This window comes from Pseudomonas sp. AC463 (assembly GCF_979253585.1).
Map to the genome: position 1 here is coordinate 1 of NZ_CEEDDZ010000009.1, position 25732 is coordinate 25732.

Annotated in this window: 25 protein-coding genes; 10 read left to right on the forward strand and 15 right to left on the reverse strand. The window is 60.7% G+C overall.

The genetic code is table 11. The features are described from left to right. Nucleotides 1–169: 169 nt before the first annotated feature. On the reverse strand, nt 170–1858 hold the full coding sequence (gene fadD2, locus AC0IYH_RS12835) for a long-chain-fatty-acid--CoA ligase FadD2 (protein WP_471834653.1): 1689 nt from the start codon (nt 1856–1858) through the stop codon (nt 170–172). A gap of 211 nt (nt 1859–2069) precedes the next feature. Here fadD2 and AC0IYH_RS12840 point away from each other — a divergent pair, with 211 nt between their 5' ends. Together AC0IYH_RS12840 and AC0IYH_RS12845 are read left to right on the forward strand one after the other, a co-directional pair. After that, the gene (locus AC0IYH_RS12840) at nt 2070–3014 is read left to right on the forward strand and encodes an alpha/beta hydrolase (RefSeq protein ID WP_116628605.1); all 945 of its coding nucleotides are present in this window, start codon (nt 2070–2072) and stop codon (nt 3012–3014) included. Nucleotides 3015–3072: 58 nt separating this feature from the next. Then, entirely contained in the window at nt 3073–3543 is a 471-nt protein-coding gene (locus AC0IYH_RS12845) for a MaoC family dehydratase (protein WP_010208208.1), read from the forward strand. A 137-nt stretch (nt 3544–3680) separates the two neighbouring features. On the opposite strand, the gene AC0IYH_RS12850 is transcribed toward AC0IYH_RS12845, so the two are convergent. Further along, on the reverse strand, nt 3681–4148 hold the full coding sequence (locus AC0IYH_RS12850; protein WP_116628606.1) for a ferritin-like domain-containing protein: 468 nt from the start codon (nt 4146–4148) through the stop codon (nt 3681–3683). Between the two features lie 206 nt (nt 4149–4354). Between AC0IYH_RS12850 and AC0IYH_RS12855 the strand changes: the two genes are divergently transcribed. Together AC0IYH_RS12855 and AC0IYH_RS12860 are read left to right on the forward strand one after the other, a co-directional pair. Continuing rightward, nucleotides 4355–4591 (forward strand): DUF3820 family protein, encoded by a 237-nt coding sequence (locus tag AC0IYH_RS12855; RefSeq protein WP_017735664.1) that lies wholly within the window; start codon nt 4355–4357, stop codon nt 4589–4591. An 11-nt stretch (nt 4592–4602) separates the two neighbouring features. Further along, nucleotides 4603–5778, forward strand: a complete 1176-nt coding sequence (locus AC0IYH_RS12860; RefSeq protein WP_471834655.1) for an aminotransferase class V-fold PLP-dependent enzyme — start codon at nt 4603–4605, stop codon at nt 5776–5778. A 204-nt stretch (nt 5779–5982) separates the two neighbouring features. Here the strand turns inward: AC0IYH_RS12860 and AC0IYH_RS12865 are convergent, their stop codons facing one another. The 3 genes from AC0IYH_RS12865 to zwf are packed head-to-tail and all read right to left on the reverse strand — an operon-like array spanning nt 5983 to nt 8832. Continuing rightward, nucleotides 5983–6648, reverse strand: a complete 666-nt coding sequence (locus AC0IYH_RS12865; protein WP_026013852.1) for a bifunctional 4-hydroxy-2-oxoglutarate aldolase/2-dehydro-3-deoxy-phosphogluconate aldolase — start codon at nt 6646–6648, stop codon at nt 5983–5985. Between the two features lie 17 nt (nt 6649–6665). Further along, on the reverse strand, nt 6666–7379 hold the full coding sequence (pgl, locus tag AC0IYH_RS12870) for a 6-phosphogluconolactonase (RefSeq protein ID WP_116628608.1): 714 nt from the start codon (nt 7377–7379) through the stop codon (nt 6666–6668). Then, nucleotides 7366–8832, reverse strand: a complete 1467-nt coding sequence (zwf, locus tag AC0IYH_RS12875) for a glucose-6-phosphate dehydrogenase (protein WP_116628609.1) — start codon at nt 8830–8832, stop codon at nt 7366–7368. The genes pgl and zwf overlap by 14 nt, the downstream gene beginning before the upstream one ends. Nucleotides 8833–9051: 219 nt before the next feature. On the opposite strand from zwf, the gene AC0IYH_RS12880 reads away from it, so the two are divergent. Next, a complete protein-coding gene (locus AC0IYH_RS12880) occupies nt 9052–9912 on the forward strand; it encodes a MurR/RpiR family transcriptional regulator (protein WP_170039859.1) in 861 nt (286 codons plus the stop codon). 114 nt (nt 9913–10026) lie between these two features. Here AC0IYH_RS12880 and AC0IYH_RS12885 read toward each other — a convergent pair whose 3' ends face one another. The 10 genes from AC0IYH_RS12885 to AC0IYH_RS12930 form a co-directional block, all read right to left on the reverse strand. After that, complete coding sequence (locus tag AC0IYH_RS12885) at nt 10027–10872, reverse strand: D-hexose-6-phosphate mutarotase (RefSeq protein WP_471834657.1); 846 nt, start codon at nt 10870–10872, stop codon at nt 10027–10029. A gap of 102 nt (nt 10873–10974) precedes the next feature. Next, nucleotides 10975–12321 carry a carbohydrate porin gene (locus tag AC0IYH_RS12890; protein ID WP_471834659.1) on the reverse strand — a complete coding sequence of 449 codons (1347 nt, stop codon included), beginning with the start codon at nt 12319–12321 and terminating at the stop codon, nt 10975–10977. Between the two features lie 85 nt (nt 12322–12406). Beyond that, nucleotides 12407–13567, reverse strand: coding sequence for an ABC transporter ATP-binding protein (locus AC0IYH_RS12895; protein ID WP_101272686.1), 1161 nt, complete (start codon nt 13565–13567; stop codon nt 12407–12409). A gap of 2 nt (nt 13568–13569) precedes the next feature. Further along, nucleotides 13570–14415, reverse strand: a complete 846-nt coding sequence (locus AC0IYH_RS12900) for a carbohydrate ABC transporter permease (protein ID WP_122772517.1) — start codon at nt 14413–14415, stop codon at nt 13570–13572. Next, nucleotides 14408–15316 (reverse strand): carbohydrate ABC transporter permease, encoded by a 909-nt coding sequence (locus AC0IYH_RS12905; RefSeq protein WP_017139183.1) that lies wholly within the window; start codon nt 15314–15316, stop codon nt 14408–14410. Before AC0IYH_RS12905 ends, AC0IYH_RS12900 begins: the two co-directional genes overlap by 8 nt. Nucleotides 15317–15395: 79 nt before the next feature. Continuing rightward, nucleotides 15396–16682 (reverse strand): ABC transporter substrate-binding protein, encoded by a 1287-nt coding sequence (locus AC0IYH_RS12910; RefSeq protein ID WP_116628613.1) that lies wholly within the window; start codon nt 16680–16682, stop codon nt 15396–15398. Between the two features lie 104 nt (nt 16683–16786). Further along, entirely contained in the window at nt 16787–18046 is a 1260-nt protein-coding gene (locus tag AC0IYH_RS12915; protein WP_116628614.1) for a D-mannose isomerase, read from the reverse strand. A 188-nt stretch (nt 18047–18234) separates the two neighbouring features. Next, entirely contained in the window at nt 18235–19080 is an 846-nt protein-coding gene (locus AC0IYH_RS12920) for a coiled-coil domain-containing protein (protein ID WP_116628615.1), read from the reverse strand. A 128-nt stretch (nt 19081–19208) separates the two neighbouring features. Continuing rightward, a complete protein-coding gene (locus tag AC0IYH_RS12925; protein WP_471834662.1) occupies nt 19209–20207 on the reverse strand; it encodes an NAD-dependent epimerase/dehydratase family protein in 999 nt (332 codons plus the stop codon). A gap of 52 nt (nt 20208–20259) precedes the next feature. Then, complete coding sequence (locus AC0IYH_RS12930; protein WP_116628617.1) at nt 20260–21153, reverse strand: LysR family transcriptional regulator ArgP; 894 nt, start codon at nt 21151–21153, stop codon at nt 20260–20262. Nucleotides 21154–21251: 98 nt separating this feature from the next. Between AC0IYH_RS12930 and AC0IYH_RS12935 the strand changes: the two genes are divergently transcribed. The 5 genes from AC0IYH_RS12935 (at nt 21252) to AC0IYH_RS12955 (ending at nt 25647) form a co-directional block, all read left to right on the forward strand. Continuing rightward, nucleotides 21252–21653, forward strand: a complete 402-nt coding sequence (locus tag AC0IYH_RS12935) for an ACT domain-containing protein (protein ID WP_122772520.1) — start codon at nt 21252–21254, stop codon at nt 21651–21653. A gap of 5 nt (nt 21654–21658) precedes the next feature. Further along, on the forward strand, nt 21659–22261 hold the full coding sequence (locus tag AC0IYH_RS12940) for a LysE/ArgO family amino acid transporter (protein WP_122772521.1): 603 nt from the start codon (nt 21659–21661) through the stop codon (nt 22259–22261). Between the two features lie 177 nt (nt 22262–22438). Beyond that, nucleotides 22439–23035, forward strand: a complete 597-nt coding sequence (locus AC0IYH_RS12945) for a Fe-Mn family superoxide dismutase (protein ID WP_116628620.1) — start codon at nt 22439–22441, stop codon at nt 23033–23035. Nucleotides 23036–23184: 149 nt separating this feature from the next. Then, nucleotides 23185–23394 (forward strand): hypothetical protein, encoded by a 210-nt coding sequence (locus AC0IYH_RS12950; RefSeq protein WP_163821306.1) that lies wholly within the window; start codon nt 23185–23187, stop codon nt 23392–23394. 201 nt (nt 23395–23595) lie between these two features. Next, nucleotides 23596–25647, forward strand: coding sequence for a bifunctional diguanylate cyclase/phosphodiesterase (locus AC0IYH_RS12955; RefSeq protein WP_122772522.1), 2052 nt, complete (start codon nt 23596–23598; stop codon nt 25645–25647). Nucleotides 25648–25732: the final 85 nt, after the last annotated feature.

Sequence of the window (25732 nt, forward strand, 5' to 3'; positions counted from 1 at the left end):
GTATGACCCGCGTCCAGGCCTCAAATGTGTAAACGATGTCCCCGGTTTCAGATGTAAACGATGTCTACGGTTCTACACCCCGATGGCGGTGTATCAGTCACTGTATGTGTTGACTGACCCACTGCAATCGGGGGCAAGCCCCCTCCCACATTTTTTACTGCATTTCAATTCAAGCGATGTCGCGCAGCTCCCGCCGCAGGATCTTGCCCACTGGCGTCATCGGCAGCGAATCGCGCAACACGATCTGCTTGGGCACCTTGTAGCCGGTGAAGTTGGCCTTGCAGTAGCTCTTCAACTCCTCAAGGCTGACGCCCTCGGCACGTGCCACCACAAATAGCTTCACCGCCTCCCCCGTGCGCTCGTCCGGCACGCCGATCACGGCGCAGTTGGCCACCGCCGGGTGCGCCATCACCACGTCTTCGATTTCGTTGGGGTACACGTTGAAGCCCGAGACGATGATCAGATCCTTCTTGCGATCCACGATGCGCACAAAGCCATCCTCGTCTATCACTGCGATGTCACCGGTCTTCAGCCACCCTTCAGCGTCCAGCGCCTCGGCGGTAGCGGCCGGTTGCTGCCAGTAACCCTTCATCACCTGCGGGCCCTTGATGCACAGTTCGCCGCGCTCGCCCAAGGGCAGTTCGACGCCTTCGTCATCAATCACCTTCATGGCGGTGGCGGGTACCGGGATGCCCACGGTGCCCAGGCGCGATTTGTTGCCGTAGGGGTTGGTGCTGGCCACCGGTGAGGTTTCCGTCAGGCCATAGCCCTCGCCGATCGCGCAGCCGGTGAGCTGCTCCCAGCGTTCGGCGGTGGCCTTGATCAGCGCCGTGCCGCCGGAGTTGGTGAGTTTCAGGTGGGAGAAATCCAGGCTCTTGAAATCGGGGTGGTCCATCAGCGCCACAAACAGCGTGTTAAGCCCCAGCAGCCCGGTAAAGCGCCACTTTTTCAGTTCCTTGATAAACCCACCGATGTCCCGTGGGTTAGTAATCAGCACGTTGTGGTTGCCGGAGACCATCATGCACATGCAATTCGCGGTGAAGGCATAGATGTGGTAAAGCGGCAGCGGCGCAATCATCACCTCCTGCCCTTCCTTGATCAGCGGGTGGCCGTCCTCGCCGATCTGGGACATGCAGGCGCGCACCTGTTGCATGTTGGCCACCAGGTTGCCGTGGGTGAGCATCGCGCCCTTGGCCAGGCCGGTGGTGCCGCCGGTGTATTGCAGCACGGCGATGTCGTCCAGGCTCACCGGGTGGCGCGTCACGCCCAGGCCCGCGCCCATGCGCAGGGCGCGCTTGAACGATACCGCGCGCGGCAGGTTGTAGGCCGGGACCATCTTCTTCACCTTGTCGACCAGGGTGTTGACCAGCCAGCCCTTGGCGGCGGGCATGAAGTCGCCCATCTTGGCTTCGATCAAGTAGTCGATTTCGGTGTCGGTGCACACTTCCTGCACCCGCGAACCGAACAGGTTGAGGTAGACCAGCGCCCGCACACCGGCGTCCTTGAACTGGTGGCGCATCTCGCGCGGGGTGTACAGCGGGTTGGTGTTGACCACGATCAGCCCGGCGCGCAATGCGCCGAACACGGCAATCGGGTAATGCAGCACGTTGGGCATCTGCACGGCGATGCGTTCGCCGGGCTTGAGGTCGGTGTGCTGTTGCAGGTAGCCGGCGAACGCCGCACTTTGGCGCTCAAGCTCGGCGTAGGTCAGGGTGATGCCCATGTTGCTGAATGCCGGACGGTCGGCAAAAGCCTTGCAGGAACGCTCGAAGACCTCGATCACCGACTTGTAGGCCGCAAGATCGATGTCATTGGGAACGCCCGCCGCGCGTTTGTCATTCCAGAAATCAGGTTGCATTATTCTTGTCCTCTTACCTGAGTGTGTCCGGCCGCCGATAAAAAGCGGAGCTTTGGGGACGTTAGCAGCTATGGCCAAACAGGCAAATACGCTAAATCGTGTCATTGATTGTATGAATCTTGCGGCTAACGTGTAGGCAGATACCCCGCCTCTCGACCGATGAGCGATACACTGCAACGACTCCGAGCAGCATTTGAGCAAAGGAACCGCCATGAACCACCGCACCTTCTGGCTGACCGCGAATGACCGCAGCCGCCTGCACGTCAACCAATGGTTGCCCGACGCCGCGCCCAGGGCCGTGGTGATGCTGTCCCATGGCATGGCCGAGCACAGCGGTCGCTACGCGCGCCTGGCCCAGGCCCTGTGCGACGCCGGCTACGCCTTATATGCGCTGGACCAGCGGGGCCATGGCCGCACCGCCGACGAGGGCACTTTGGGTCTGTTCGCCGAAAAAGATGGCTGGAACAAAGTGGTCGGCGACCTGGCCAGCCTCAACCAGCACATCGGCCAGCAGCAGCCGGGGCTGCCGATCATCCTGCTGGGCCACAGCATGGGCAGCTATATTGCCCAGGCCTACCTGCTGCACCACAGCGCCAGCCTGGATGCGGCGATTCTCAGCGGTTCGAATTTCCAGCCGGTGGCGCTGTACCGCGCGGCGCGGGTGATTGCGCGTATCGAGCGAGCGCGCCAGGGCGTGCGCGGGCGCAGTGCGCTGATCGACTTTCTTTCGTTTGGCTCGTTCAACAAGGCGTTCAAGCCCAACCGCACGGCGTTCGACTGGCTCAGCCGCGACCCGGTCGAGGTCGACCAGTACATCAACGACCCGCTCTGCGGCTTTCGCTGCACCAACCAGCTGTGGGTCGACCTGCTCGGCGGCTTGCAGCAAATCAGCAAAGCGTCCAATCTCGCGCAGATCGACCCGGGCCTGCCGATCCTGGTGATCGGCGGCGAATGTGATCCGGTGAGTGAGGGCAAGCGTCTCAACAGCCTGGCCCACGCCCTGCGTGAAGCCGGCTGCCAGCACCTGCAACTGAATATCTACCCGCAGGCGCGTCATGAAGTGTTCAATGAAACCAATCGCGAAGAAGTCACAGCCGATGTGCTGAAGTGGCTCGACCAGGCCCTGACCTTGCGCAGACCGGCTCGCTGCGAATAGCTGTTGTTTTAAAGTCAGCCGTTTAAAATTACCGATTAGCCACAGGATGCACCTTTAGATGACCCAGGTAACCAACACCCCGTACGAAGCCCTCGAAGTCGGCCAGACCGCCAGCTACAGCAAGCTTGTAGAAGAGCGCGATATCCAGCTGTTCGCCGCCATGTCCGGCGACCACAACCCGGTGCACCTGGACGCCGAATATGCCAAGGCAACCATGTTCAAGGAGCGTATCGCCCACGGCATGTTCAGCGGCGCGTTGATCAGTGCCGCCGTGGCCTGCGAGCTGCCTGGGCCGGGCACCATCTATATCGGCCAGCAGATGAGCTTCCAGAAGCCGGTGAAGATCGGCGACACCCTGACCGTACGCCTGGAAATTCTCGAGAAGCTGCCTAAGTTTCGCGTGCGCATCGCCACCCGTGTGTTCAACCAGCGCGATGAGCTGGTGGTGGACGGCGAAGCGGAAATCCTCGCACCGCGCAAGCAGCAGGTCGTGACCCTGACCGAATTGCCGCCGATCAGCATCGGCTGACCGCACTTCCAGGTTCAACACCATACAAATGTGGGAGGGGGCTTGCCCCCGATAGCAGTGTGCCAGTCACCCAATACAGTGACTGACACTCCGCAATCGGGGGCAAGCCCCCTCCCACATTTGTTACTCAGCGAGTCTTACGACTGCGCGCGAGCCTGGTTACGCAGGGCTTTCACCTGATCGTGGTTGCGTTGGGCGCCGTGGTACTGACGCTCAACCAGGTCACGAATGCCCAGCAGGTTGTGCTTGTTGATCTTCTCGATCGCTTCTTTGTAAGCCTTCAGTGCGTGGTCTTCACCGCGCTCGGCTTCGTTCAGCACGGCCTCTTCGTCTTTACCGGTGACCAGCGACTTCACGTCGACCCAGCCACGGTGCAGTGCGCCGGCAACGCTGCCGGACTCTTCCGGATCGCCACCCAGGGCACGCACGGCGGTTTGCAGCTCGGCGGCGGCAGAAGCGCAGTCAGCGGAGCGTTTGACGAACAGCGCTTTCAGCTCAGGGTGCTTGATGTCTTCAGCACAAGTAGCAAAACCTTTCTGGCCGTCTTTGCTGGTCTCGATCAGGTCGTTCAGTACGGAGATCGATTCTTTATTGATGTCAGTCATTTTCTGATTCCTTGTGCGGGTTTAAGAAGGTTGTCTTAATGATTGCAGCCGCCGTGCCAGGTTTCTGAAAATTACTTTTCCCTTATATTTCAATAACTTGAAAAGTATTGAACCATCTGTATGTACGTTATTTGCATGATCTGTCATTTGGCCTTCATGCAGAATGCCTGTATTTTCCAAGGTCTCGACTCAAACCCCAGAAGCCCATGAACCCCGAAAAACTCGAACTGCTGATCACCCGGCAAATGCCCTTCGGCAAATACAAGGGTCGGATCATCGCCGACCTGCCCGGCCCGTACCTGAACTGGTTCGCCCGCGAAGGTTTCCCCCACGGCGAGTTGGGCGGTTTGCTGGCCCTGATGCAGGAGATCGACAGCAACGGCCTGGCCGAACTGCTGGAACCGTTGCGCGCCAAACACGGCAAACCTGCCCCACGCCATTAAAGAGCCTCGCCATGCCACGGAATGCGAACAACGAACATCACTGGCACGCCATCGCCCAACGCTATGACCTGGAGCCTGGCCCGATCAACCTGGAAAACGGCTACTTCGGGCGCATGAGCCGCGAGGTGCAGGCGCAGTACCTGGAGCACGTGGCGTTTATCAACCGCAGCAACGCGTTGCATGTGCGCCAGCGTTTCGAGCGTGGTGAGAATGACCAGATCCGCAGTCAACTCGCTGGGCTGGTCGACGCATCGGCCGAGGCTGTGGCCTTCACCCGCAACGCCACCGAAGCCTTGCAATCGCTGATCCGCAACTACAACCGCCTGCAACCGGGCGACCAGGTGCTGATCAGCGACCTGGAGTACGACACGGTCAAAGGCGCGATGCGCTGGCTGGCGAGCTACCGTGGCGTTGAAGTCGTCGAAATCTCCCACGCCCACCCGGCCAGTTTCGACAGCCTGCTGCAGACCTATCGCGATGCGTTCACACAGCACCCGCGCCTCAAGCTGATGGCGCTCACCCACGTGACCCATCGCACCGGCCTGGTGATGCCGGTGGAAGCCATCGCCAAGGCCGCGCGTGAGCATGGCGTGGACGTGATCCTCGACGGCGCCCATGCCCTGGGCCAGATCGAGTTCAACCTCGCCGAGCTGGGCATCCCGTTCGCCGGCTTCAACCTGCACAAATGGATCGGCGCGCCGCTGACCCTGGGCTTTCTGTACATCGCCCCGGAGCGCCTGGCCGACATCGACCCGGACATGGGCGAGTTCCACTACCCCGCCACCGACGTGCGCGCGCGTACGCCCTACAGCACACCGAATTTTCCAGCCTTGATGACCTTGCCGCTGGTGCTGCAAGAACACCAGGCACTGGGGGGCGCGGCGGCCAAGGGCGCGCGGGTCAATTACCTGCGGGACCTGTGGGTAAGCCAGGTGCGGCCGTTGCCGGGGATCGAGGTGCTGACGCCGGATGATCCGCGTTTGTATTGCGGGATTACCGCGTTCAAGTTTGTCGGGCGGGACCAGCAGGTGATGGTGGATCGGTTGCTCAAGGACTACGACCTGTTTGCCACCACGCGCACCGGGGCGGCGTTTGGCACGTGCATTCGGGTGACGCCGGGGTTGGTGACGTCGGCCGAAGACATCAATGTACTGGTCAACGCCATTACCGAACTGAGCACCGATTAAAAATGTGGGAGGGGGCTTGCCCCCGATATCGGTGGGTCAGCTACAGATTCATACACTGACACTCCCTCATCGGGGGCAAGCCCCCTCCCACATTTGCCCCCATGTTGGTTTCGAGGTTTTTTGCAGGCAAAAAAAAGCGGTACACCGACCAAGTGCACCGCAAAAATGCCGTTAAGCACAGCAACAACGATTCGGTAAATCAGATCAATCCAGCAGCGCCAGCGCCTGTGCAGTGACTTCCTGGATGCGCGCCCAGTCGCCGTTCTTGACCCACTCCGGGTCGAGCATCCAGCTACCGCCCACGCACATCACGTTTTTCAACGCCATGTAGTTTTTGATGTTGGCCGGGCCAACGCCGCCGGTCGGGCAGAATTTCACTTCGCCGAACGGGCCGCCCAATGCCTTGATGGCCGCCACGCCGCCGCTGACTTCAGCCGGGAACAGCTTGAAGCGCCGGTACCCCAGGCCATAGCCTTCCATGATGCCCGAGGCATTGCTGATGCCCGGCAGCAGCGGGATCGGGCTGTGCACCGAGGCTTCCAGCAGGTCGCGGGTAATGCCCGGGGTGACGATGAACTGCGAGCCGGCCACTTCGGCGGCTTCGAGCATATGGCGGTCGAGCACGGTGCCGGCACCGGTGCACAGTTCAGGGCGTTGCTCGCGCAGTACCTGAATGGCCTTGAGGCCGAACTCCGAACGCAGGGTCACTTCCAAGGCGGTCAAACCACCGGCTGCCAGGGCATCCGCCAGCGGCAGGATGTCCTGTTCGCGGGCGATGGTGATCACCGGCAGGATCCGCGCCTTGGCACAGAGGCTGTCGATCAGGGCAACTTTATCCGCCATGGACACGGTCGGTTGAGGGCTTTTCATAGCGGCTGATCCTTGGCTCATGGGCACCAGTAAATCTCTAATGTAGGTTGCAAAAACGCGCGAATCGGCATGGCAGCAACGTCGTCACTGGCCAGCGCGGCGCTCAAGGTGGTCAATTTCGAACTGCCGGAAATCGACAGCACGGTGTAGGTGGCCGTGGCCAGCAACGCGCGACTCATTGTCAGGCGCTGGTGCGGCACGGTCGGCGCCAGCATCGGCCAGCAACGGCGGGTACCGTCGGCCTGCAGGGCTTCAGCAAGGTTCGGGCTGTTGGGGAACAGCGACGCGGTGTGGCCGTCATCGCCCATGCCCAATACCAGCACATCAATGCCTGGCAGTTCGCCCAGCAGGCGATCGGCCTGCTCGGCAGCGTCTTCAAGGTTGGCGGCGGCGCTGTAGAGGCTCAAGAATTTCGCCTTGGCGGCCGGGCCCTGCAACAGGTGCTGCTTCAACAGGCCGGCATTGCTGTCGGCGTGTTCCACCGGCACCCAGCGCTCGTCGGCGAGGGTGATGGTGACTTTGGACCAGTCCAGCCCCTGCTTGGCCAGGTGCTGGAAAAACGCCACCGGGCTGCGGCCACCGGACACCACCAGCGTCGCCTCGCCACGCGCACTGATGGCCGCGCGCAATTGTTCGGCCACGTCCAGCGCCAGGCCTTCGGCCAGCAGCACCGGGGTGCGGTACTCATGGGCGGTTACACCCTGAGGCAGTTTCAATTCAGATATCGCCATACCACGACCTCCCATCCCGCGTGATCAGTGCAATCGAGCTCATCGGCCCCCAGGACCCCGCCGCATACGGCTTGGGCGCATCACCGGATTTTTTCCACCCGGCGATCAACTGGTCACACCACTTCCACGCAGCTTCGATTTCATCTTTGCGAACAAACAGGTTCTGATTGCCGCGCATCACTTCCAGCAACAACCGCTCGTAGGCATCCGGGATGCGTGCGCTGCGGTAGGTGTCGGAAAAATTCAGTTGCAGTGGCCCGCTGCGCAGTTGCATGCCCTTGTCCAGGCCCTGCTCCTTGGTCATCACGCGCAAGGAAATACCTTCGTCCGGCTGCAGGCGGATGATCAGTTTGTTGCTGATCTGCAGGCGCTGCTCGGGGGCGAAGATGTAGTGGGACGGTTCCTTGAAGTGGATCACGATCTGCGACAGCTTTTGCGGCATGCGCTTGCCGGTGCGCAGGTAGAACGGCACCCCGGCCCAACGCCAGTTGCGGATATCGGCCCGCAGCGCGACGAAGGTTTCGGTGTCGCTCTGGGTGTTGGAATTCTCTTCTTCCAGGTAACCCGGCACCGCTTTGCCCGCGCTGTAGCCGGCGATGTACTGGCCGCGCACTACCTGGGTGGTCAGGCCGTCCGGGCTGATCGGCGCCAGGGCCTTGAGCACTTTTACCTTTTCGTCACGAATGCTGTCGGCCGACAAGTCGGCCGGCGGGTCCATGGCGATCAGGCAAAGCAGTTGCAGCAGGTGGTTCTGGATCATGTCCCGTAGCTGGCCGGCCTTGTCGAAGTAACCCCAACGGCCTTCGATGCCGACCTGCTCGGCCACGGTGATTTCCACGTGGGAGATGTAATGCTGGTTCCACTGGGTTTCGAACAGGCTGTTGGCGAAACGCAGCGCAATCAGGTTCTGGACGGTTTCTTTGCCCAGGTAGTGGTCGATGCGGTAGGTGCGGTTTTCCGGGAAAAACTGCGCCACGGCGTCATTGACCTTGCGCGAGGATTCCAGGTCCGAGCCGATGGGTTTTTCCAGGACCACGCGGGTGTTTTCCGCCAGGCCGACCTTGGACAGGTTCTCGCAGATCGCGCCGTACACCGCCGCCGGGGTGGCGAAGTAGGCGATCAGGCGTTGTTCGGTGCCGGCGATTTCCGCCAGGGCCACGTAGTCGTCGGCCTTCATGAAGTCGACGTGTACGTAGGTCAGGCGCGCGAGGAAACGCTGGGCGATGGTTTCGTCCAGTTCCTTGCCAACGTATTTACGCAGTTCTTTTTCGATATGGGCCAGGTGCTGTTGCTCGGAACCGGCTTCACGGGCCAGGGCCAGGATGCGCGTGTCTTCGTGCAGCAGGCCGGCGCCATCGAGTTGATAGAGGGCAGGAAATAACTTGCGCAGCGCCAGATCACCCAAGGCGCCAAACAGGGCAAAGGTGCAGGGTTCTACGGTTATCGAAGGCATGATGTTTGTTCTTTTATCAAGTTAAGCTACAAATACCTTTTTTCAAGGCATCACTCAAGGAAAAATGTAGTAATAACCACAACATTTTCCCGAAATACGCATTCCGAGTGGTGGTGTTCAGCTACCCTCAGTAGGATAGGCCACCGCGAAACGCCACTCGTCGATTGGCTACCGCCCTTAATTTGCATCGTCGCCCGAAGGAAAGACTGAATGGACCGCGTGCGAAATCTTCTGGAACAGATCCGGAACCGCCTCGAAGAATTGAACAAGGCCGAGAAAAAAGTCGCCGAGGTCATCCTGCTCAACCCGCAGCAGGCGACCCGCTTCTCCATCGCCGCCCTCGCCCAGGCCGCTTCGGTCAGTGAACCGACGGTCAACCGCTTCTGCCGCTCGTTCGGCGTCAGTGGTTACCCTGAACTCAAATTGCAGCTGGCGCAAAGTCTGGCCAGTGGCGCCGCGTACGTCAGCCGCGCCGTGGAGGCCGATGATAACCCTGAGGCCTACACCCAGAAGATCTTTGGCAGCGCCATCGCGTCGCTCGACAGCGCCTGCCAGGCCCTGGACCCGGCCCTGATCAGCAAGGCCGTGGATTTGTTGATCCAGGCGCGGCAGATCCACTTCTTCGGCCTCGGCGCTTCGGCACCGGTGGCCATGGATGCGCTGCATAAGTTTTTCCGCTTCAACCTGGCGGTCACCGCCCACGCCGACGTGCTGATGCAACGCATGATCGCGTCGGTGGCGCACACGGGCGAGCTGTTTGTGATCATTTCCTACACCGGGCGTACCCGTGAACTGGTGGAAGTGGCGCGTATCGCCCGGGAAAACGGTGCCTCGGTGCTGGGCGTTACGGCCGAGAACTCGCCGCTGGCCAAGGCCAGCACGGTGAGCCTGAATATTCCGCTGCCGGAAGACACTGACATCTATATGCCGATGACCTCGCGGATCATTCAACTGACGGTGCTGGATGTGCTCGCCACCGGCATGACCTTGCGCCGTGGGGTGGATTTCCAGCCGCATTTGCGCAAGATCAAAGAGAGCTTGAATGACAGCCGGTATCCGGTGGGGGATGAATTCAACTAGGCCAGGTTGTCGGTTGGCTTCACTGGCCTCATCGGGGGCAAGCCCCCTCCCACATTTGGAATGCATTCCCCTGTGGGAGGGGGCTTGCCCCCGATGAGGCCATAAGCCCCACCGCTAAACCGCAGCCCGAGCCTGCAAACTCAAATGCGCCCTCTCCCCCGGCGCCAGACTCGCCCCCGCCATCGCCGACTCCACACACACAAACCCCGACGCCTCGTTAAAGCTCACCCCCAGCAACGGCCGGCTGCCCGGGTGCCACACCACGGTGTCGGCGCTGTCACCAGTGTCGATGCACAGTTCGCGCTGCCAGGCATGGTCCTTGAGCTGTAATTCGCCTTCATGCTGGAACACCCGCTGGCAGCCGCCATCTACGCGTAGCTCGCCTTCCTGCTGGCAAACCTGGCGACTGAGCTGGTCATAACCTTGCGCGCCATCGAGCCCAGACAGCGCTATCTCGTCAACGTGACCAATACGCCAGTAAGCGTGCAAAGCATGGCTCAACTGGCACGGCAACTCGTCCTGATGCTCGGTGCTCAGGCGCAGTTCCAGGGTTTCGCCCAGGTGGGCGTGGAGGTCGACCTGCCAGTCGCACAGCTGCAATTGCCAATGCAGGCGCACGCCGTCGTCGTCGGTGCTGCTGTCGAGCAGCTTCCAGTCGATCAACCGCGCCCAGCCATGGGACGGCCACGCGTTTTCGCTCGGATGACGGCCATACCACGGCCAGCACACCGGCACGCCGCCACGGATGGCGCCGACTTGCGGCCACTTGGCCGCGCACCACAGCCAGGGTTTCTGGCCACGGGGCTGGAAATGCAAGAGTTGCGCGCCCTGGCGGCTGAACACCGCCTGGCACAGCGGATGGTCGATCACCAACACGTCGCGCAGTTGAAAACGCTCCCAGGCGAACACCGGTCGTTCGCGCAGGGATTTGAAAAAGCGTTGCAGCGGATGCTCATGCATGTGCCACGGTCCTGAATATCATCACAGCGCGCCCCAAAAAAAGCGGGTAGCCATGGCTACCCGCAAAATGCGCACAGAGAGAAGGAGCTTATCGCAACAGCGTTAGAACGTAGACTGGATTTTCAAACCGGCTACGAATGCGTTGTCGACTTTATCCACGCCGCCAGGTTGCACGACGTATTGCAGGTTCGGACGCACGGTCAGCCAGTTGGTCACCTTGATGCCGTAGTTGAGTTCGACGTTGTATTCGGTCTCACGGATCGGCGTGTACAGCGGGTTGTCGTAGTCGTTCACACCATTGGCGACGTTGAGCAGCTCGGCGTTTTTCTTCACGTCATCGTTGACGTGCAGGCGCGCCACACCGATACCGATGTCGTCTTTTGGACGCGCGTCGAATGGGCCTTTGTACACCAGCATGAGCGACTGATAGTTGTCGACCAGGTTGGTTTCCTTGTCGTGGAAGGTGGCGTTGGCGGCGATGTTCAGGCCGCGCGACGCGTCGCCGTTGTGGCTGGTGAGTTGCTGTTGCGCAACGAACCAGTAGCCTTTCTTGCTGCTGCGGGTGCGGTAAGCCGCGCCAGTGGTGGCCGCGTCGTTGCCGTTGATGTCTTCACGTACGTCGGAAGCATCGGCGGCACTTTTGTAGTAACCCACACGGTATTCGCCCGGCAGGCTATTGACCTTAGGCGACCAGACCAACTCCACCGGAATCACGGTGCCCTTGGTGCCGCTGCCGCTGAGCTTGAAGCCGTTGCCGTGCTCCAGCTGCGATGGGTTCTGGTTGTAGGCACCGATCTGCGCGTACAACTCAGGCGTGATGTTGTACTTCACGCGGATGGCCGCCTGGCTGACCGGCCAGTTGTACCAGGTGTTTACGTAGTTACCCACTTGCGAGCCGCAGAACGACAGGTTCTGGAAGTCGCACGGGAAGGTGTTGAAGTCTTCGCCTTCGCCGAAGTAACCGAGTTTGACGTCCAACTTGTTGTCGAACATCTGGTGCTGGATCCAGAACTGGGTCAGACGCACCATGTGGCCACGGCCGTAGACTTCCATGGACGAACTCAGCGTGCCGGCACGCGGGTCGCCAATGCGGTCGTTGGAGATGTTCTGGCCATTACGGTTGGTCAACTGGATCTTGGCCTGGGTGTTGTCCCAGCCCCACAGCTTTTGCAGGTCCAGTGCTACGCCCAACCCGAACTGGTCGGAGTAACGGCCGGTTTTGTCATCGTTGTAGCCGCCATGCAGGTTGGCGCCCATTTCCCCAACGTAGTCAGCCTTGATATCGATACCTTGCTCGATCAGCTTGGTACGCTCTCCACCCCAATCGCCAGTCATCCACTTGGAGCTGGAGCTGAATGCATCGTCTGCCATCGCATTGGCGGACAATACCAGGGCTGCTGCTGCTGACAGTTGGCAGATCAACCGAGTGTTGTTGTGTTGCTTTTTCATCCCTACATCCTCGTCTTTATTGTTATTAAACTGTTTTTATTTAACGCGGTTTACTTTTTTTATCTAAAACAACAACTTATCTGCTTCAGCGGCCTTTGAATTGGGCCACGTTATCGGCATGCCCTTGTGATGGCAGTGAAGCAGCAGTGCCCAAGCGCTCGCCGGTTTTGGCGTCGAACAGCAATACCTTGGCTGGATCAAATTGCAGGGTCAGGGTCTCGCCCACTTGCGGCGCAACATCCGGCGCCAGGCGGCAGCAGACCTTGGTGTCATTGAGCTGCACGAACACCAGGGTGTCCGGGCCGGTCGGTTCGGTAACCTGCACCTCGGCACGAATACTCGATGCACTGTCGCCCTCGCCCGTCGCCAACATGATCTGCTCCGGGCGCAGGCCCAGGATCACGTCGCGGTCTTCGAGGCCGGCGTCGCTCACGTTCAGCGCCAGCTCACAACGGGCCTGGCCGCTGTCGAGCAAGGCGACCAGGCGGCCGTCCTTGCGCTGCAGGCGCAGAGGCACGAAGTTCATTGGAGGTGAACCGATAAAGCTTGCCACAAACTGGTTGGCGGGGTTGTTGTAAATTTCTTTCGGCGTACCGAATTGTTGAATAATGCCGTCCTTCATCACCGCCACTTTGTCGCCCAGGGTCATCGCTTCGATCTGGTCGTGGGTCACGTAAACCGTGGTGGTCTTGAGGCGCTGGTGCATCAGTTTCATTTCGGTGCGCATCTCGACACGCAGCTTGGCGTCGAGGTTGGACAGCGGTTCGTCGAACAGGTAGATCTTCGGCCGACGCGCCAGGGCGCGGCCCATGGCCACACGCTGTTGCTGGCCACCAGACAGCTGGCCAGGCTTGCGGTTAAGCAGGTGTTCGATCTGCAGCAGCTTGGCCACGCGCGCTACTTCGGCGTCGATGTCGGCTTGGGGCATCTTGCGGATCTTGAGGCCGAACTCGATGTTCTCGCGCACGCTCATGGTCGGGTACAGCGCGTAGGACTGGAACACCATGGCGATGTCACGGTCCTTGGGGCTCATGCCGCTCACGTCTTGATCACCGATCATGATCGCGCCGCCGGTGATGGTTTCCAGGCCGGCGATGCAGTTCATCAAGGTAGATTTACCGCAGCCCGAAGGGCCGACCAGGATCAGGAACTCACCCTCTTTGATCGACAGCTCGATATTCTTCAAGGTGTCAGGCAGGCCGGCACCGTAAGTCTTGTTTACATTGCGAAGTTCAAGCGTAGCCATGATTACCCCTTGACCGCGCCGGCCGTGAGGCCGCGCACGAAATACTTGCCTGCGATCACATAGACCAGCAGGGTCGGCAGCCCGGCGATCATCGCCGCCGCCATATCCACGTTATATTCCTTGGCCCCGGTGCTGGTGTTGACCAGGTTGTTCAGCGCCACCGTGATGGGCTGCGAGTCGCCGCTGGAGAACACCACACCAAACAGGAAGTCGTTCCAGATCTGGGTGAACTGCCAGATCAGGCAGACCATGATGATCGGCGTCGACATCGGCAGAATGATCTGACGGAAGATGGTGAAGAAACCTGCACCGTCCAGGCGTGCCGCCTTGATCAGCGCGTCCGGAATGCTCACGTAGTAGTTACGGAAGAACAGCGTGGTGAAGGCCAGGCCGTAGACCACGTGCACAAACACCAGGCCGGTGGTGGTGCTGGCCAGGCCCATCTTGCCGAGGGTGAACGACGCCGGCAGCAGCACGGTCTGGAACGGCAGGAAGCAGCCGAACAGCAGCAAACCAAAGAACAGCTGCGAGCCTTTGAAGCGCCAGAACGACAGCACATAGCCGTTCAACGCACCAATGGCAGTGGAGATCAGCACGGCAGGCACGGTGATCTTGATCGAGTTCCAGAAGTAGCCGTCCACAGTCGCCCAGGCCTTGACCCAGCCGATGCCGGTGACCACGGTGGGCCAGCTCAGCAGGTTGCCGTTGCTGATGTCTTCCGGGGTCTTGAAGCTGGTGAGCAGCATCACCACCAGCGGCACCAGGTACAGCAGCACGGCGAGAATCAGCACCGCGTAGATCGCGATGCGGCTCAGGCTGATCGCCGGTTTGTTAGCGAGACTAGTCATTACGTTTGGTCCTCAGCTCGGAGTAGAGGTAAGGCACGATGATCGCGAGGATCGCACCGAGCATCAGGATTGCACTGGCCGAACCCATGCCCATCTGGCCACGGCTGAAGGTGAACGAGTACATGAACATCGCGGGCAGGTCGGACGAGTAGCCCGGGCCGCCGGCGGTCATGGCCGCGACCAGGTCGAAGCTCTTGATCGCAATGTGCGCCAGGATCATCACCGCACTGAAGAACACCGGGCGCAGGCTTGGCAGCACTACGCTCCAGTAAATACGCGGCAGGCTGGCGCCATCGATCTGCGCGGCACGCACGATCGATTGATCAACGCCACGCAGGCCGGCCAGGAACATTGCCATGATGAAACCCGAGGCTTGCCATACAGCGGCGATCACCAGGCAGTACACGACGCGGTCCGGGTCGATCAGCCAGTCCAGGCGGAAACCTTCCCAGCCCCAGTCACGCAGGAGTTTGTCCAGGCCCATGCCCGGGTTGAGCAGCCATTTCCAGGCGGTACCGGTGACGATCATCGAAAGCGCCATCGGGTACAGGTAAATGGTGCGGATAAAACCTTCGCGGCGGATTTTCTGATCGAGGAAGATCGCCAGGGTTACGCCGATAACCAACGTGATGCCGATAAACATCCCGCCGAAAAGCGCCAGGTTCTTGCTCGCTACCCACCAGCGGTCGTTGTCGAACAACCGCGCGTATTGCGCAAGGCCCGCCCATTTGTAGCTCGGCAGGAACGTAGAGGTGGTGAACGAGAGTACAAACGTCCACAGGATGTAGCCGTAGAAGCCCACCAACACGATGAACATGCTGGGCGCCAGCACCAGTTTGGGTAGCCAGCGCTGCAGTGCATCGAACGGCGAGGCTTTGCTGAACACAGCAACAGAACTCATGGGGAAATCCAATACAGGGAAAAGGACTACAGGAAACAGCCTTGTGAGGGGTTAGGGGTCCCCCTCACAAGGTCAACCGTTACTTGGCAGACTTGATCGCAGCGCCAAGTTTCTTGGCGGTGTCGGCCGGGTCGGCTTTCGGGTCGTTGATGTAGTTGGTCACGACGTCAAAGAACGCGCCTTGCACCGCCAGCGTAGTGGCCATGTTGTGCGCCATGCTTGGCTGCAGGCCGCCGGTCTTGGCGTCTGCCAGGAAGTCCTTGGCGGCGGTCTGGGCGCAGGAGTCGAAGCCGTACGAGTCCATTTTGTTCAGCATGTCGTTACGCACAGGGATCGAACCCTTGTTGATGCTGAAGACTTTCTGGAAGTTTTCACCCAGCACGATTTTCGCGATGTCCTGCTGGCCAGCGGCAGTGCCTGCGTCTTTCTGCTTGAACACCGCCAGGGAGTCGATGTTGTAGGTGAAGGCTTTGTCGGTGCCCGGGAAAGCTACGCACTCGTAGTCCTTGCCGGCGACTTTCTTGGCGGCAGTCCATTCGGACTTGGCCCAGTCACCCATGATCTGCATGCCGGCCTTGCCGTTGATGACCTTGCCCGCTTCGAGGTTCCAGTCCTGGCCTTTGCCGTCGACGTCCATGTAGGTCGCGACTTTCTTCAGCTCGGTGAGGGCCTTGACCATTTCAGGGCCGGTCAGCGCGCCGTTGTCCAGATCGACCAGGGCTTTCTTGTAGCCATCGGCACCCATCACCGACAGAACCACGGCTTCGAATACGGTGCTGTCCTGCCAAGGCTGGCCACCGTGGGCGAGCGCGATGAAGCCAGCTTTTTTCAGCTTGTCGCCGGCGGCGTAGAATTCTTCAAGGGTAGTTGGGTTCTTGGTGATACCGGCTTTCTTGAAGACTTCCGGGTTGATCCACAGCCAGTTAACGCGGTGGATGTTCACCGGTACGGCCACGTAATCACCGTCGTACTTCACGGTATCGGAGACTTTTTTGTCGAGGAGGGAATCCCACTTTTCCTGCTTGGCGACGTCTTTCAGCACGTCGGTGTCGAGCAGGCCGGTGGAAGCCCATTCCTGGATGTCCGGGCCTTTGATCTGGGCAACGCCTGGCGGGTTGCCGGCGACTGCGCGGCTTTTCAGCACGGTCATGGCCGTGGCGCCACCGCCACCTGCGACGGCACCGTCTTTCCAGGTAAAACCGTCTTTCTCAACTTGGGCCTTCAGTACATCTACAGCCGCCTTTTCACCGCCCGAAGTCCACCAATGCACAACTTCAACCGAACCTTTCGAGTCGGCGGCAAATGCACTGAGGGGAAACAAAGAGGCAATGGAAATAGCAACGGCGAGGCGATTAATCGCGTTCATCTGAATACCTTTTCTTGTTGTTATGCATGCAAGTCTAGAGCTTGCGCTGCACGGAGTTTAAACATGGATTTTTTAAACGCAGGTAACAAAGGGATGCACAAATGTCACCACTTGGTGACATAGCGCCCAGCCCCGATGGCACTGGCCATGCTTGGCGCTAACGGCAGCGCAGGCAGCAATACCGCTTGCCAGGCATGGTACAGGTCCGGCTTGCCACCCCAGATGGTGCTGCTGGGTTGGTTGTGCGGGTTGAGTTCGTGGTGCCAGCTGCCGTGAGTACGGTCGATAAAATGGGTTTCGCAGAACTCCCAGACGCGCCGGTACCAGGTTTCGTAATGCAACTCGCCCGTGCGTTTGAGCAGGGCCTGGGCCGCCGCGCTGGCTTCGCAATGGGTCCAGTGCAGGCGCTCGCGCACCACCGGGCGGTGGTTCCAGTCCAGGGTGTAGACGATGCCGGGGGCGCCATCCACGGCCCAGGCGTATTCGCAGGCGCTGGCGAACAAGCCCTTGGCGTCGATCAGCAGCCAATCCGGCGTGACCAGCCCGGCCTCCAGGCGCGCAGCCTCCAGGTGCAGCACCAGCCGGGCCCACTCGAAACCATGGCCGGGGGTGATGCCATACGGGCGGAAGCCGTCGGCGGGGTTGTCTTCGTTGTAGCCGAGCCGCGGTTGCCACTGGGCGTCGAAATGCTCGATCACCATGAACTGGTTGCCAGCGGCATGGGTGTGGATCACGCGCTCGACAATGCGCAACGCGCGGTCGAGCCAGCGCGTATCGCCGGTGACATCCGCCAGCGCGAGGAAGGCTTCGGTGGCGTGCATATTGCTGTTGGCGCCGCGATAGGCTTCGACGCTGCTCCAGTCCTGGGCAAAGGACTCGAGCATCACGCCCTCCTCTTCGCTCCAGAAAAACTGCTCGATGATATGGATGGCGTCGTTCAACAGGTTTTGCGCGCCCGGTGCGCCGGCCACCACGGCCGAGCTGGCGGCCAGGGCGACAAAGGCATGCAGGTAAGCGGCCTTGCCACGATTGCCGTCGACGGCCTGGGGCGCGGCAAACCAGCCACCGTGTTCGCTGTCTCGCAGCGGGCTACTCAGGGCCGCAACGCCATGCGCGACCAGATCGGCATAGCCCGGCAGGCCGAGGGCGTGAGCCATGGCGAAGCTGTGGGTCATGCGGGCGGTGTTCATGGTTTCGGCGTGGGCATTGGTTGGTAGCTGGCCTTTATCGTCCAGGTTGCCAAAGCCATCGGGCAGTCGCGAGGCCTTGGCAAATGCCAGCAGGCGCTGGCCTTCGGCGGCAAGCCAGGCGTGGTGGGCAGGTGCATTCAGCCAACTGCTGGCAGGCAGTGGTTGCGTGGTCATGGGTGGCCCTTATTATTTTTTGTGGGATGACCGGAGTCTAAACAAGGGCACGGAAGGGGCAAGTAACGAAGGGGATGGGAAGTGTCACAAGGTGGTGACAATCTTTGCAACCCAGCCTTCTTAACTATTGTTCGCAGCTTAAATGTGGGAGGGGGCTTGCCCCCTCCCACATTTGATCCCAGGGCCGACTATTGAGTCAGCGGTGTAACCCGGGCCGGCGCATTCACCTGCTGGCTCAAGCTCTGCACCTGGCTCTGCAAGGTGGTGATGTTGCGCGTGGTCTGGATACGGAACACGTCGAACTCTTTATTGGTCGGCGCATCGCTGTTGGCCGGCTGGTTGTCCTGGGCGCTCTTGAGCACCACCAGGTCCTGCTCGATACGGGCGATGGCCGCGCTCGGGTTGCCCTGTTTCTTCAGCGCGGCGACATCGGCAACCAGTTCCTTGATCTCGCTATCGCGCTTGCCGGCATCGCCTTGCGCCGCCTTGAGGGTCGCCACCGCGTCGGTCAGCGCCTGCACCTGGCCTTGCAGCTTGGTATTGGCGTTGGACAGGTCGGTGGTGCTGGCGGTCATCTGCGCCAGGCGCTTGTCCAGTTCGGTGGCCTGGCCGGCCACGCCGACTTGCTGCTTGCCCTGCTCCTGCAGTTGGGTTTCCAACTGCTTGATCTGCAACTTCAGCGCTTCGCTGCCGTTGTTCACACTGGCTTGGCTGGCCACCACCTTGCCGGAAATGTCCTGCAGCCGCCCCGCCGCTTCTTCGCTGATGCGCGCAAAGCTTTCCTGGGTGGCGACCAGTTGCTGGCCCATCAGGGAAATCTGCTGGAAACTCCACCAGGCCAGGCCGGCGAAGGCGATCAGCAGTGCGCCGACCAAGGCCCACAACGGGCCGGTACTGGCGCTCTTGACCTTGACCACCGGGGTTGTGCGCGAGCGCACGGACGTGGCAGGGCTCGGCTCGAAATCATCGTCGTCCCCCTGGTCGGCCCGCAGGCTGGGAACATTGTCGAAGTCGTCGTTGGCATCGTTACGCATGAATCAAACCCTGAATCGGTGAGATGGCTACCTGTAAGGCCGAGCGACGGGAGTATAAACCGCAGCCCCGCCGCACTGATCGACCCGGAACCCTGAATTCGGTTCCCGATGTGTTGCTGCTTGTGAGCTTAATGACGCCCTGGATCCTGGGCCTTCCACCAACTGCAGAACTCGTCGAGGGCGGTCCACAGGCTGACTTTGGGCTCGTAGTCCAGATAATGCCTGGCCCGGCTGATGTCGAGGGTGAAATCTTTGTTCATCACCTGCATGCCCAAGCGCGACAAGGCCGGCTCCGGGCGCCCGGGCCACAGCGCGCAGAATGCCTCGTTCAGCGCAGCCACGCTGTAGGACAAACCGTAGGAGCGATACCGCGTAACCTGGGGCAACTCCATCTGGCGCATCACATAGTTCACCACATCCCACACCGGCACCGGCGTGCCGTTGCTGATGTTGTAGGCCTTGCCCAACGCCGAGCCGGTGGCGAGCAAACTGCTCAGCAGGGCTTCGTTGAGGTTGTGCACACTGGTGAAGTCGACCTTGTTGAGGCCATCGCCGACGATCGCCAGGCGGTTCTTGCGCTGCATTTTCAGCAGGCGCGGGAAGATGCTCATGTCACCGGCGCCGGTCACAAACCGCGGGCGCAGGGCCAGCACTTCGAGGCCGAACTCCTGGGCGCCGAACACTTTCTGCTCAGCCAGGTACTTGGTGGCGGCGTAGGGGTGCTTGAAGCGCTTGGGCACTTGCTCTTCGCTCAGCCCCAGGTGGTCGCGCCCGTCGAAGTAGATCGACGGCGACGACAAATGCACCAGGCGCCCGACCCGCTGCTTGAGGCAGGCTTCGACGACGTTTTCGGTGACCAGCACATTGCCCTGGTGAAAGTCCTGATACTTGCCCCACAACCCCACGGCGCCAGCGCAATGCACCACGGCTTCGACGTCGCGGCACAGGGTGCGCACCAGGTCGGCGTCATTCAAATCACCCTGGATAAACTCGGCGCCGCGCCTTACCAGGTGTTCCACACCTTCGGCGCGCCGCCCGTTGACCCGCACGTCGAGGCCTTGCTCCAGGGCGAAACGCGCAAAGCGCCCGCCGATGAAGCCGCTTGCGCCGGTGACCAGAATTTTCATGTATTACCCCGTGTACTTTCGTTTTTCATCGCTGTTGCCTTGACGCCCGCCATCACTCCAACGGCACCAACCATTGGCCGCACGCCTGGGCCAGGTGGTCGGTCAACAGGCTCAACAGTTGCCCGCCACTGCGCCAATGATGCCAGTACAACGGCACATCGATGGGCTTATCTGGCAATAACTCCACCAGTACGCCGCGTTCCAGTTGGTCGCGCACCTGCAATTCGGGCACCAGGCCCCAGCCGAGCCCGGCTTCGGTGAGGCGGATAAAGCCTTCGGACGATGGGCATAAATGGTGTTCGAAACCGCCGTCCACACCCAGCGATGCCAGGTAGCGATGCTGTAGGAAGTCGTCCGGGCCGAACACCAGCGCGGGTGTGCGCGCCAGTTGGTCGGCGCGCACGCCCTGGGGAAAATGCCGCGCAATAAATGCCGGGCTTGCCAGCGCCCGATAGCGCATGGCGCCGAGCAACAAGCTGCGTGCACCGGCCACCGGGCGTTCGCTGGCGCAGATGCAGGCGGCGACTTCACCGGCGCGCATGCGTTTGAGGCCTACGGTCTGGTCTTCCACCACCAGGTCGAGGAGCAAATGCTGCTCGGCACAAAACCCGCTGACCGCCTCGGCCCACCAAGTGGCCAGGCTGTCGGCATTCAGCGCGATGCGCAGGCGTTCGGGCATGCCTTCAGCGTCCAGCGCCGGCACCTGGCTTTGCAGGTCGCGCTCGAGCAAGCGCACCTGCTGGACATGGTTGAGCAGGCGCCGGCCGATATCCGTCGGCGTCGGCGGTGTAGCCCGCACCAGCACCGGCTGGCCGATGCGCGCCTCAAGCAGTTTGATCCGCTGGGAAATCGCCGACTGCGACAGCCCCAGCACCTGGGCGCCGCGCTCGAAGCCGGCCTGTTCCACCACCGCCGCGAGGGCGGAGAGCAATTTATAGTCGAACATCAGTTTCTCTAATGAGCGATCAGCAATATTGGTTTTTCTTATACAACCTGTCCCATGAGAATAGCCAGCATCGCGTCTCTCTTTATAAGGAACCTCACATGGCTGGCGAAACCGCCCTGGCAACCCTGCTGCGCAGCATGAGCCCGCAGCTCAACGACGGTGACTACGTGTTCTGCACCCTGCCCGACAACCGCATCCCGCCGGGCTGCGAGGTGATCGGCAGCTTTCGTGAACAGGAAGGCCTGACGCTGATTGTCGAGCGCCAACAGGCAGAGCAGGCGGGCCTGGCCTTCGACTATGTGGCCGCATGGATCACCTTGAACGTGCATTCGGCCCTGGAAGCCGTGGGCCTGACCGCCGCCTTCGCCAGTGCGCTGGGCCAGGCCGGTATCAGTTGCAACGTGATTGCCGGTTATTACCACGACCACCTGTTTGTCGGCCGCGCAGATGCCGAGCGCGCCATGGATGTGCTGCGCCACTTGGCGGCCAACGCGGAGTAAAACCTATGTGGCAAAGCTACCTGAATGGCCTGTTGGTGGCCCTGGGCCTGATCATGGCAATCGGCACCCAAAACGCTTTTGTCCTGGCACAAAGCCTGCGCCGCGAGCACCACCTGCCGGTGGCGGCGCTGTGTGTGGTGTGTGATGCCTTGCTGGTGGCGGCCGGGGTATTCGGCCTGGCCACGGTGCTGGCGCAGAACCCGCTGCTGCTGGCGGTTGCGCGTTGGGGCGGCGCGGCGTTCCTGCTGTGGTACGGCACCCTGGCATTGCGTCGGGCGTGTTCGAAACAGAGCCTGGAGCAAGGCGGCAACCTCAAGGTGCGTTCGTTGCGCGCCGTGTTGCTCAGCGCTTTGGCGGTCACGCTGCTCAACCCCCACGTGTACCTGGACACGGTGTTGCTGATTGGCTCGCTGGGCGCGCAACAGACCGAACCCGGCGCCTATGTGGCCGGCGCCGCCAGCGCATCACTGCTGTGGTTTTCTACCCTGGCGCTGGGGGCGGCATGGCTGGCGCCGTGGCTGGCACGCCCGGCCACATGGCGCCTGTTGGATCTGTTGGTGGCGGTAATGATGTTCAGCGTGGCCTACCAATTAATAAGCGCGCCGTGAACTTATTCCAAAAGGCTCTGGAACCTCTATCCCACACAGTTGTTGCGTGGTTTTGCCGCACCCCCGGTGCTATGATCCTGCCCCTGCGCCGCAAAGAGTACAAACTCCCCGGCGCTTGTTTGGCCGCCCGTGATCGGCCTTGCGCTCACCGCAACTGACCTGATTAGGAGAATCATCATGGCTTTCGAATTGCCGCCGCTGCCCTACGCACACGATGCCCTGCAGCCGCACATCTCCAAGGAAACCTTGGAATATCACCACGACAAGCACCACAACACCTATGTCGTGAACCTGAACAACCTGGTGCCAGGCACCGAGTTCGAAGGCAAGACCCTGGAAGAGATCGTCAAGTCCTCTTCGGGCGGCATCTTCAACAACGCCGCTCAGGTCTGGAACCACACCTTCTACTGGAACTGCCTGGCGCCAAACGCCGGCGGTCAACCGACCGGCGCACTGGCTGAGGCGATCAACGCTTCGTTCGGTTCGTTCGACAAGTTCAAGGAAGAGTTCACCAAGACGTCCGTCGGCACCTTCGGTTCCGGTTGGGGCTGGCTGGTGAAAAAGGCTGACGGTTCCCTGGCCCTGGCCAGCACCATCGGCGCCGGCAACCCGCTGACCAACGGCGACACCCCGCTGCTGACCTGCGACGTCTGGGAACACGCCTACTACATCGACTACCGCAACGTGCGTCCAAAGTATGTGGAAGCGTTCTGGAACCTGGTCAACTGGAAGTTCGTGGCTGAGCAGTTCGAAGGCAAGACCTTCACTGCCTAAGCACGGCTTGCAGTAAAAAAGAGCCCGGCGATTGCCGGGCTTTTTTGTGGGCGGTAAATAGTAGTTACATCCAGGGGAACTCAATGCACGGAGTTTGCCACGTAGTCAGCGTGAGGAATTCACCTCTCGTACCTGTCGGAGAAACTACTATGACAATTGGCGCAATAGCCCCAATAATCCAGGGCGCGATGCAACTCGCCACCGAGCTCGTCAAAATGGCCAGCAAGCAAATGGATAACAAAAATGGCGAGGGTGATCAAAAAAAGATCGCCAGCGAAGAAATGCACAACAAAAATCGCGTGGACTTCGCCAGCCATGATTCGACCAACAACAATATGAACATCAATATTTCGTCGTAAAGACCAAGCCAGTCCCCGGCGCATCCGCAGCGCACGAGGATTTGTCTCAGGCAGGCGGATACCTATCCGCCTCGCCACCTCTCCCGCCCTAAAGTTCCTGGCCAACCCGGCCGATGCCCTAATGTTCCTTTGACTGCCATCACCAGATTGCCAATACTCATGGCATATTGAGGCTACCCGCATGGAACAAGGAATGACCCTTTGAAGCTGGAACTCAAGAACAGCTTGTCGGTGAAGTTGCTCCGGGTTGTGCTGCTGTCGGCATTGATCGTGGGTGTTGCGCTGAGCGTGGCGCAAATCGTCTTCGATGCCTACAAGACGCGCCAGGCCGTGGCCGGTGATGCCCAGCGCATCCTCGACATGTTTCGCGACCCCTCGACCCAGGCTGTCTACAGCCTAGACCGCGAGATGGGCATGCAAGTCATCGAGGGGCTGTTCCAGGACGATGCCGTGCGCATGGCCTCCATCGGCCATCCCAACGAAACCATGCTCGCGGAAAAAAGCCGCGCCTTGCAGCAAGCCCCCAGCCGTTGGCTGACCGACCTGATTCTTGGCCAGGAACGCACCTTCACCACGCCCCTGGTCGGCAAAGGCCCCTACAGCGAGTACTACGGCGACCTGAGCATCACCCTCGACACGGCCACCTATGGCCAGGGGTTTATCGTCAACTCGGTGATCATCTTCATTTCCGGGGTGTTACGCGCGCTGGCCATGGGCCTGGTGCTGTACCTGGTCTATCACTGGCTGCTGACCAAGCCGCTGTCGCGAATCATCGAGCACCTGACCTCGATCAACCCCGACCGGCCCAGCGAACACAAGATCCCGCAGCTCAAGGGTCATGAACGCAACGAGCTGGGGCTGTGGATCAACACCGCCAACCAGTTGCTCGAATCCATCGAGCGCAATACACACCTGCGCCACGAAGCCGAAAGCAGCCTGCTGCGCATGGCCCAGTACGACTTCCTGACCGGCCTGCCCAACCGCCAGAAACTGCAGGAGCAACTGGACAAGATCCTGATCGACGCCGGCCGCCGGCAACGGCGCGTGGCGGTGTTGTGCGTCGGGCTGGATGACTTCAAAAGCGTCAACGAGCAATTCACCTACCAGGCCGGCGACAAATTGCTGCTGGCCCTGGCCGACCGTCTGCGCGCCCACAGTGGCCGTCTCGGCGCCCTGGCCCGTTTGGGTGGCGACCAGTTCGCGCTGGTGCAAGCCGATATTGACCAGCCCTACGAAGCGGCCGAGCTGGCGCAAAGCATCCTCGATGACCTGGAAGCGGAATTCGCCCTCGACCATGAGGAAATCCGCCTGCGCGCCACCATCGGCATCACCCTGTTCCCGGAAGACGGCGACAGCACCGAGAAGCTGCTGCAAAAAGCCGAACAGACCATGACCCTGGCCAAGAGCCGCTCGCGCAACCGCTATCAGTTCTATATCGCCAGCGTCGACAGCGAGATGCGCCGCCGCCGCGAACTGGAAAAAGACCTGCGCGAGGCCCTCAGCCGCAACCAATTTCACCTGGTGTACCAGCCGCAGATCAGCTACCGCGACCATCGCGTGGTCGGCGTGGAAGCATTGCTCCGCTGGCAGCACCCGGAGCACGGCCTGGTGCCGCCGGACCTGTTCATCCCCTTGGCGGAGCAGAACGGCACCATTATTCCGATTGGCGAATGGGTGCTGGACCAGGCCTGCCGCCAGTTGCGCGAATGGCACGACCTGGGCTTCAGCGACCTGCGCATGGCGGTCAACCTGTCCACCGTGCAGTTGCACCACACCGAGTTGCCACGGGTGGTCAACAACCTGATGCAGATCTACCGCCTGCCGCCGCGCAGCCTGGAGCTGGAAGTCACCGAAACCGGCCTGATGGAAGACATCAGCACCGCCGCCCAACATTTGCTGAGCCTGCGCCGTTCCGGGGCGTTGATCGCCATTGATGACTTCGGCACCGGCTATTCATCCCTGAGCTACCTGAAAAGCCTGCCGCTGGACAAGATCAAGATCGACAAGAGCTTCGTCCAGGACCTGCTCGACGATGACGACGACGCGACCATCGTGCGCGCCATCATCCAACTGGGCAAAAGCCTGGGCATGCAGGTGATTGCCGAAGGCGTGGAAACCCCGGAACAAGAGGCCTACATCATTTCCGAGGGCTGCCATGAAGGCCAGGGCTATCACTACAGCAAACCCCTGCCGGCGCGGGAGCTGGCGGCCTTTTTGAAGCAGGCCGAGCGCAATAACGCCGCGATTCTGTGATCGGGCGAAACAATACTAAATATTTCCCTCGTTTAAACCTTTACACAAAATGCAAATCTTTCGCATTATGTCGCAGTTTTTGCGC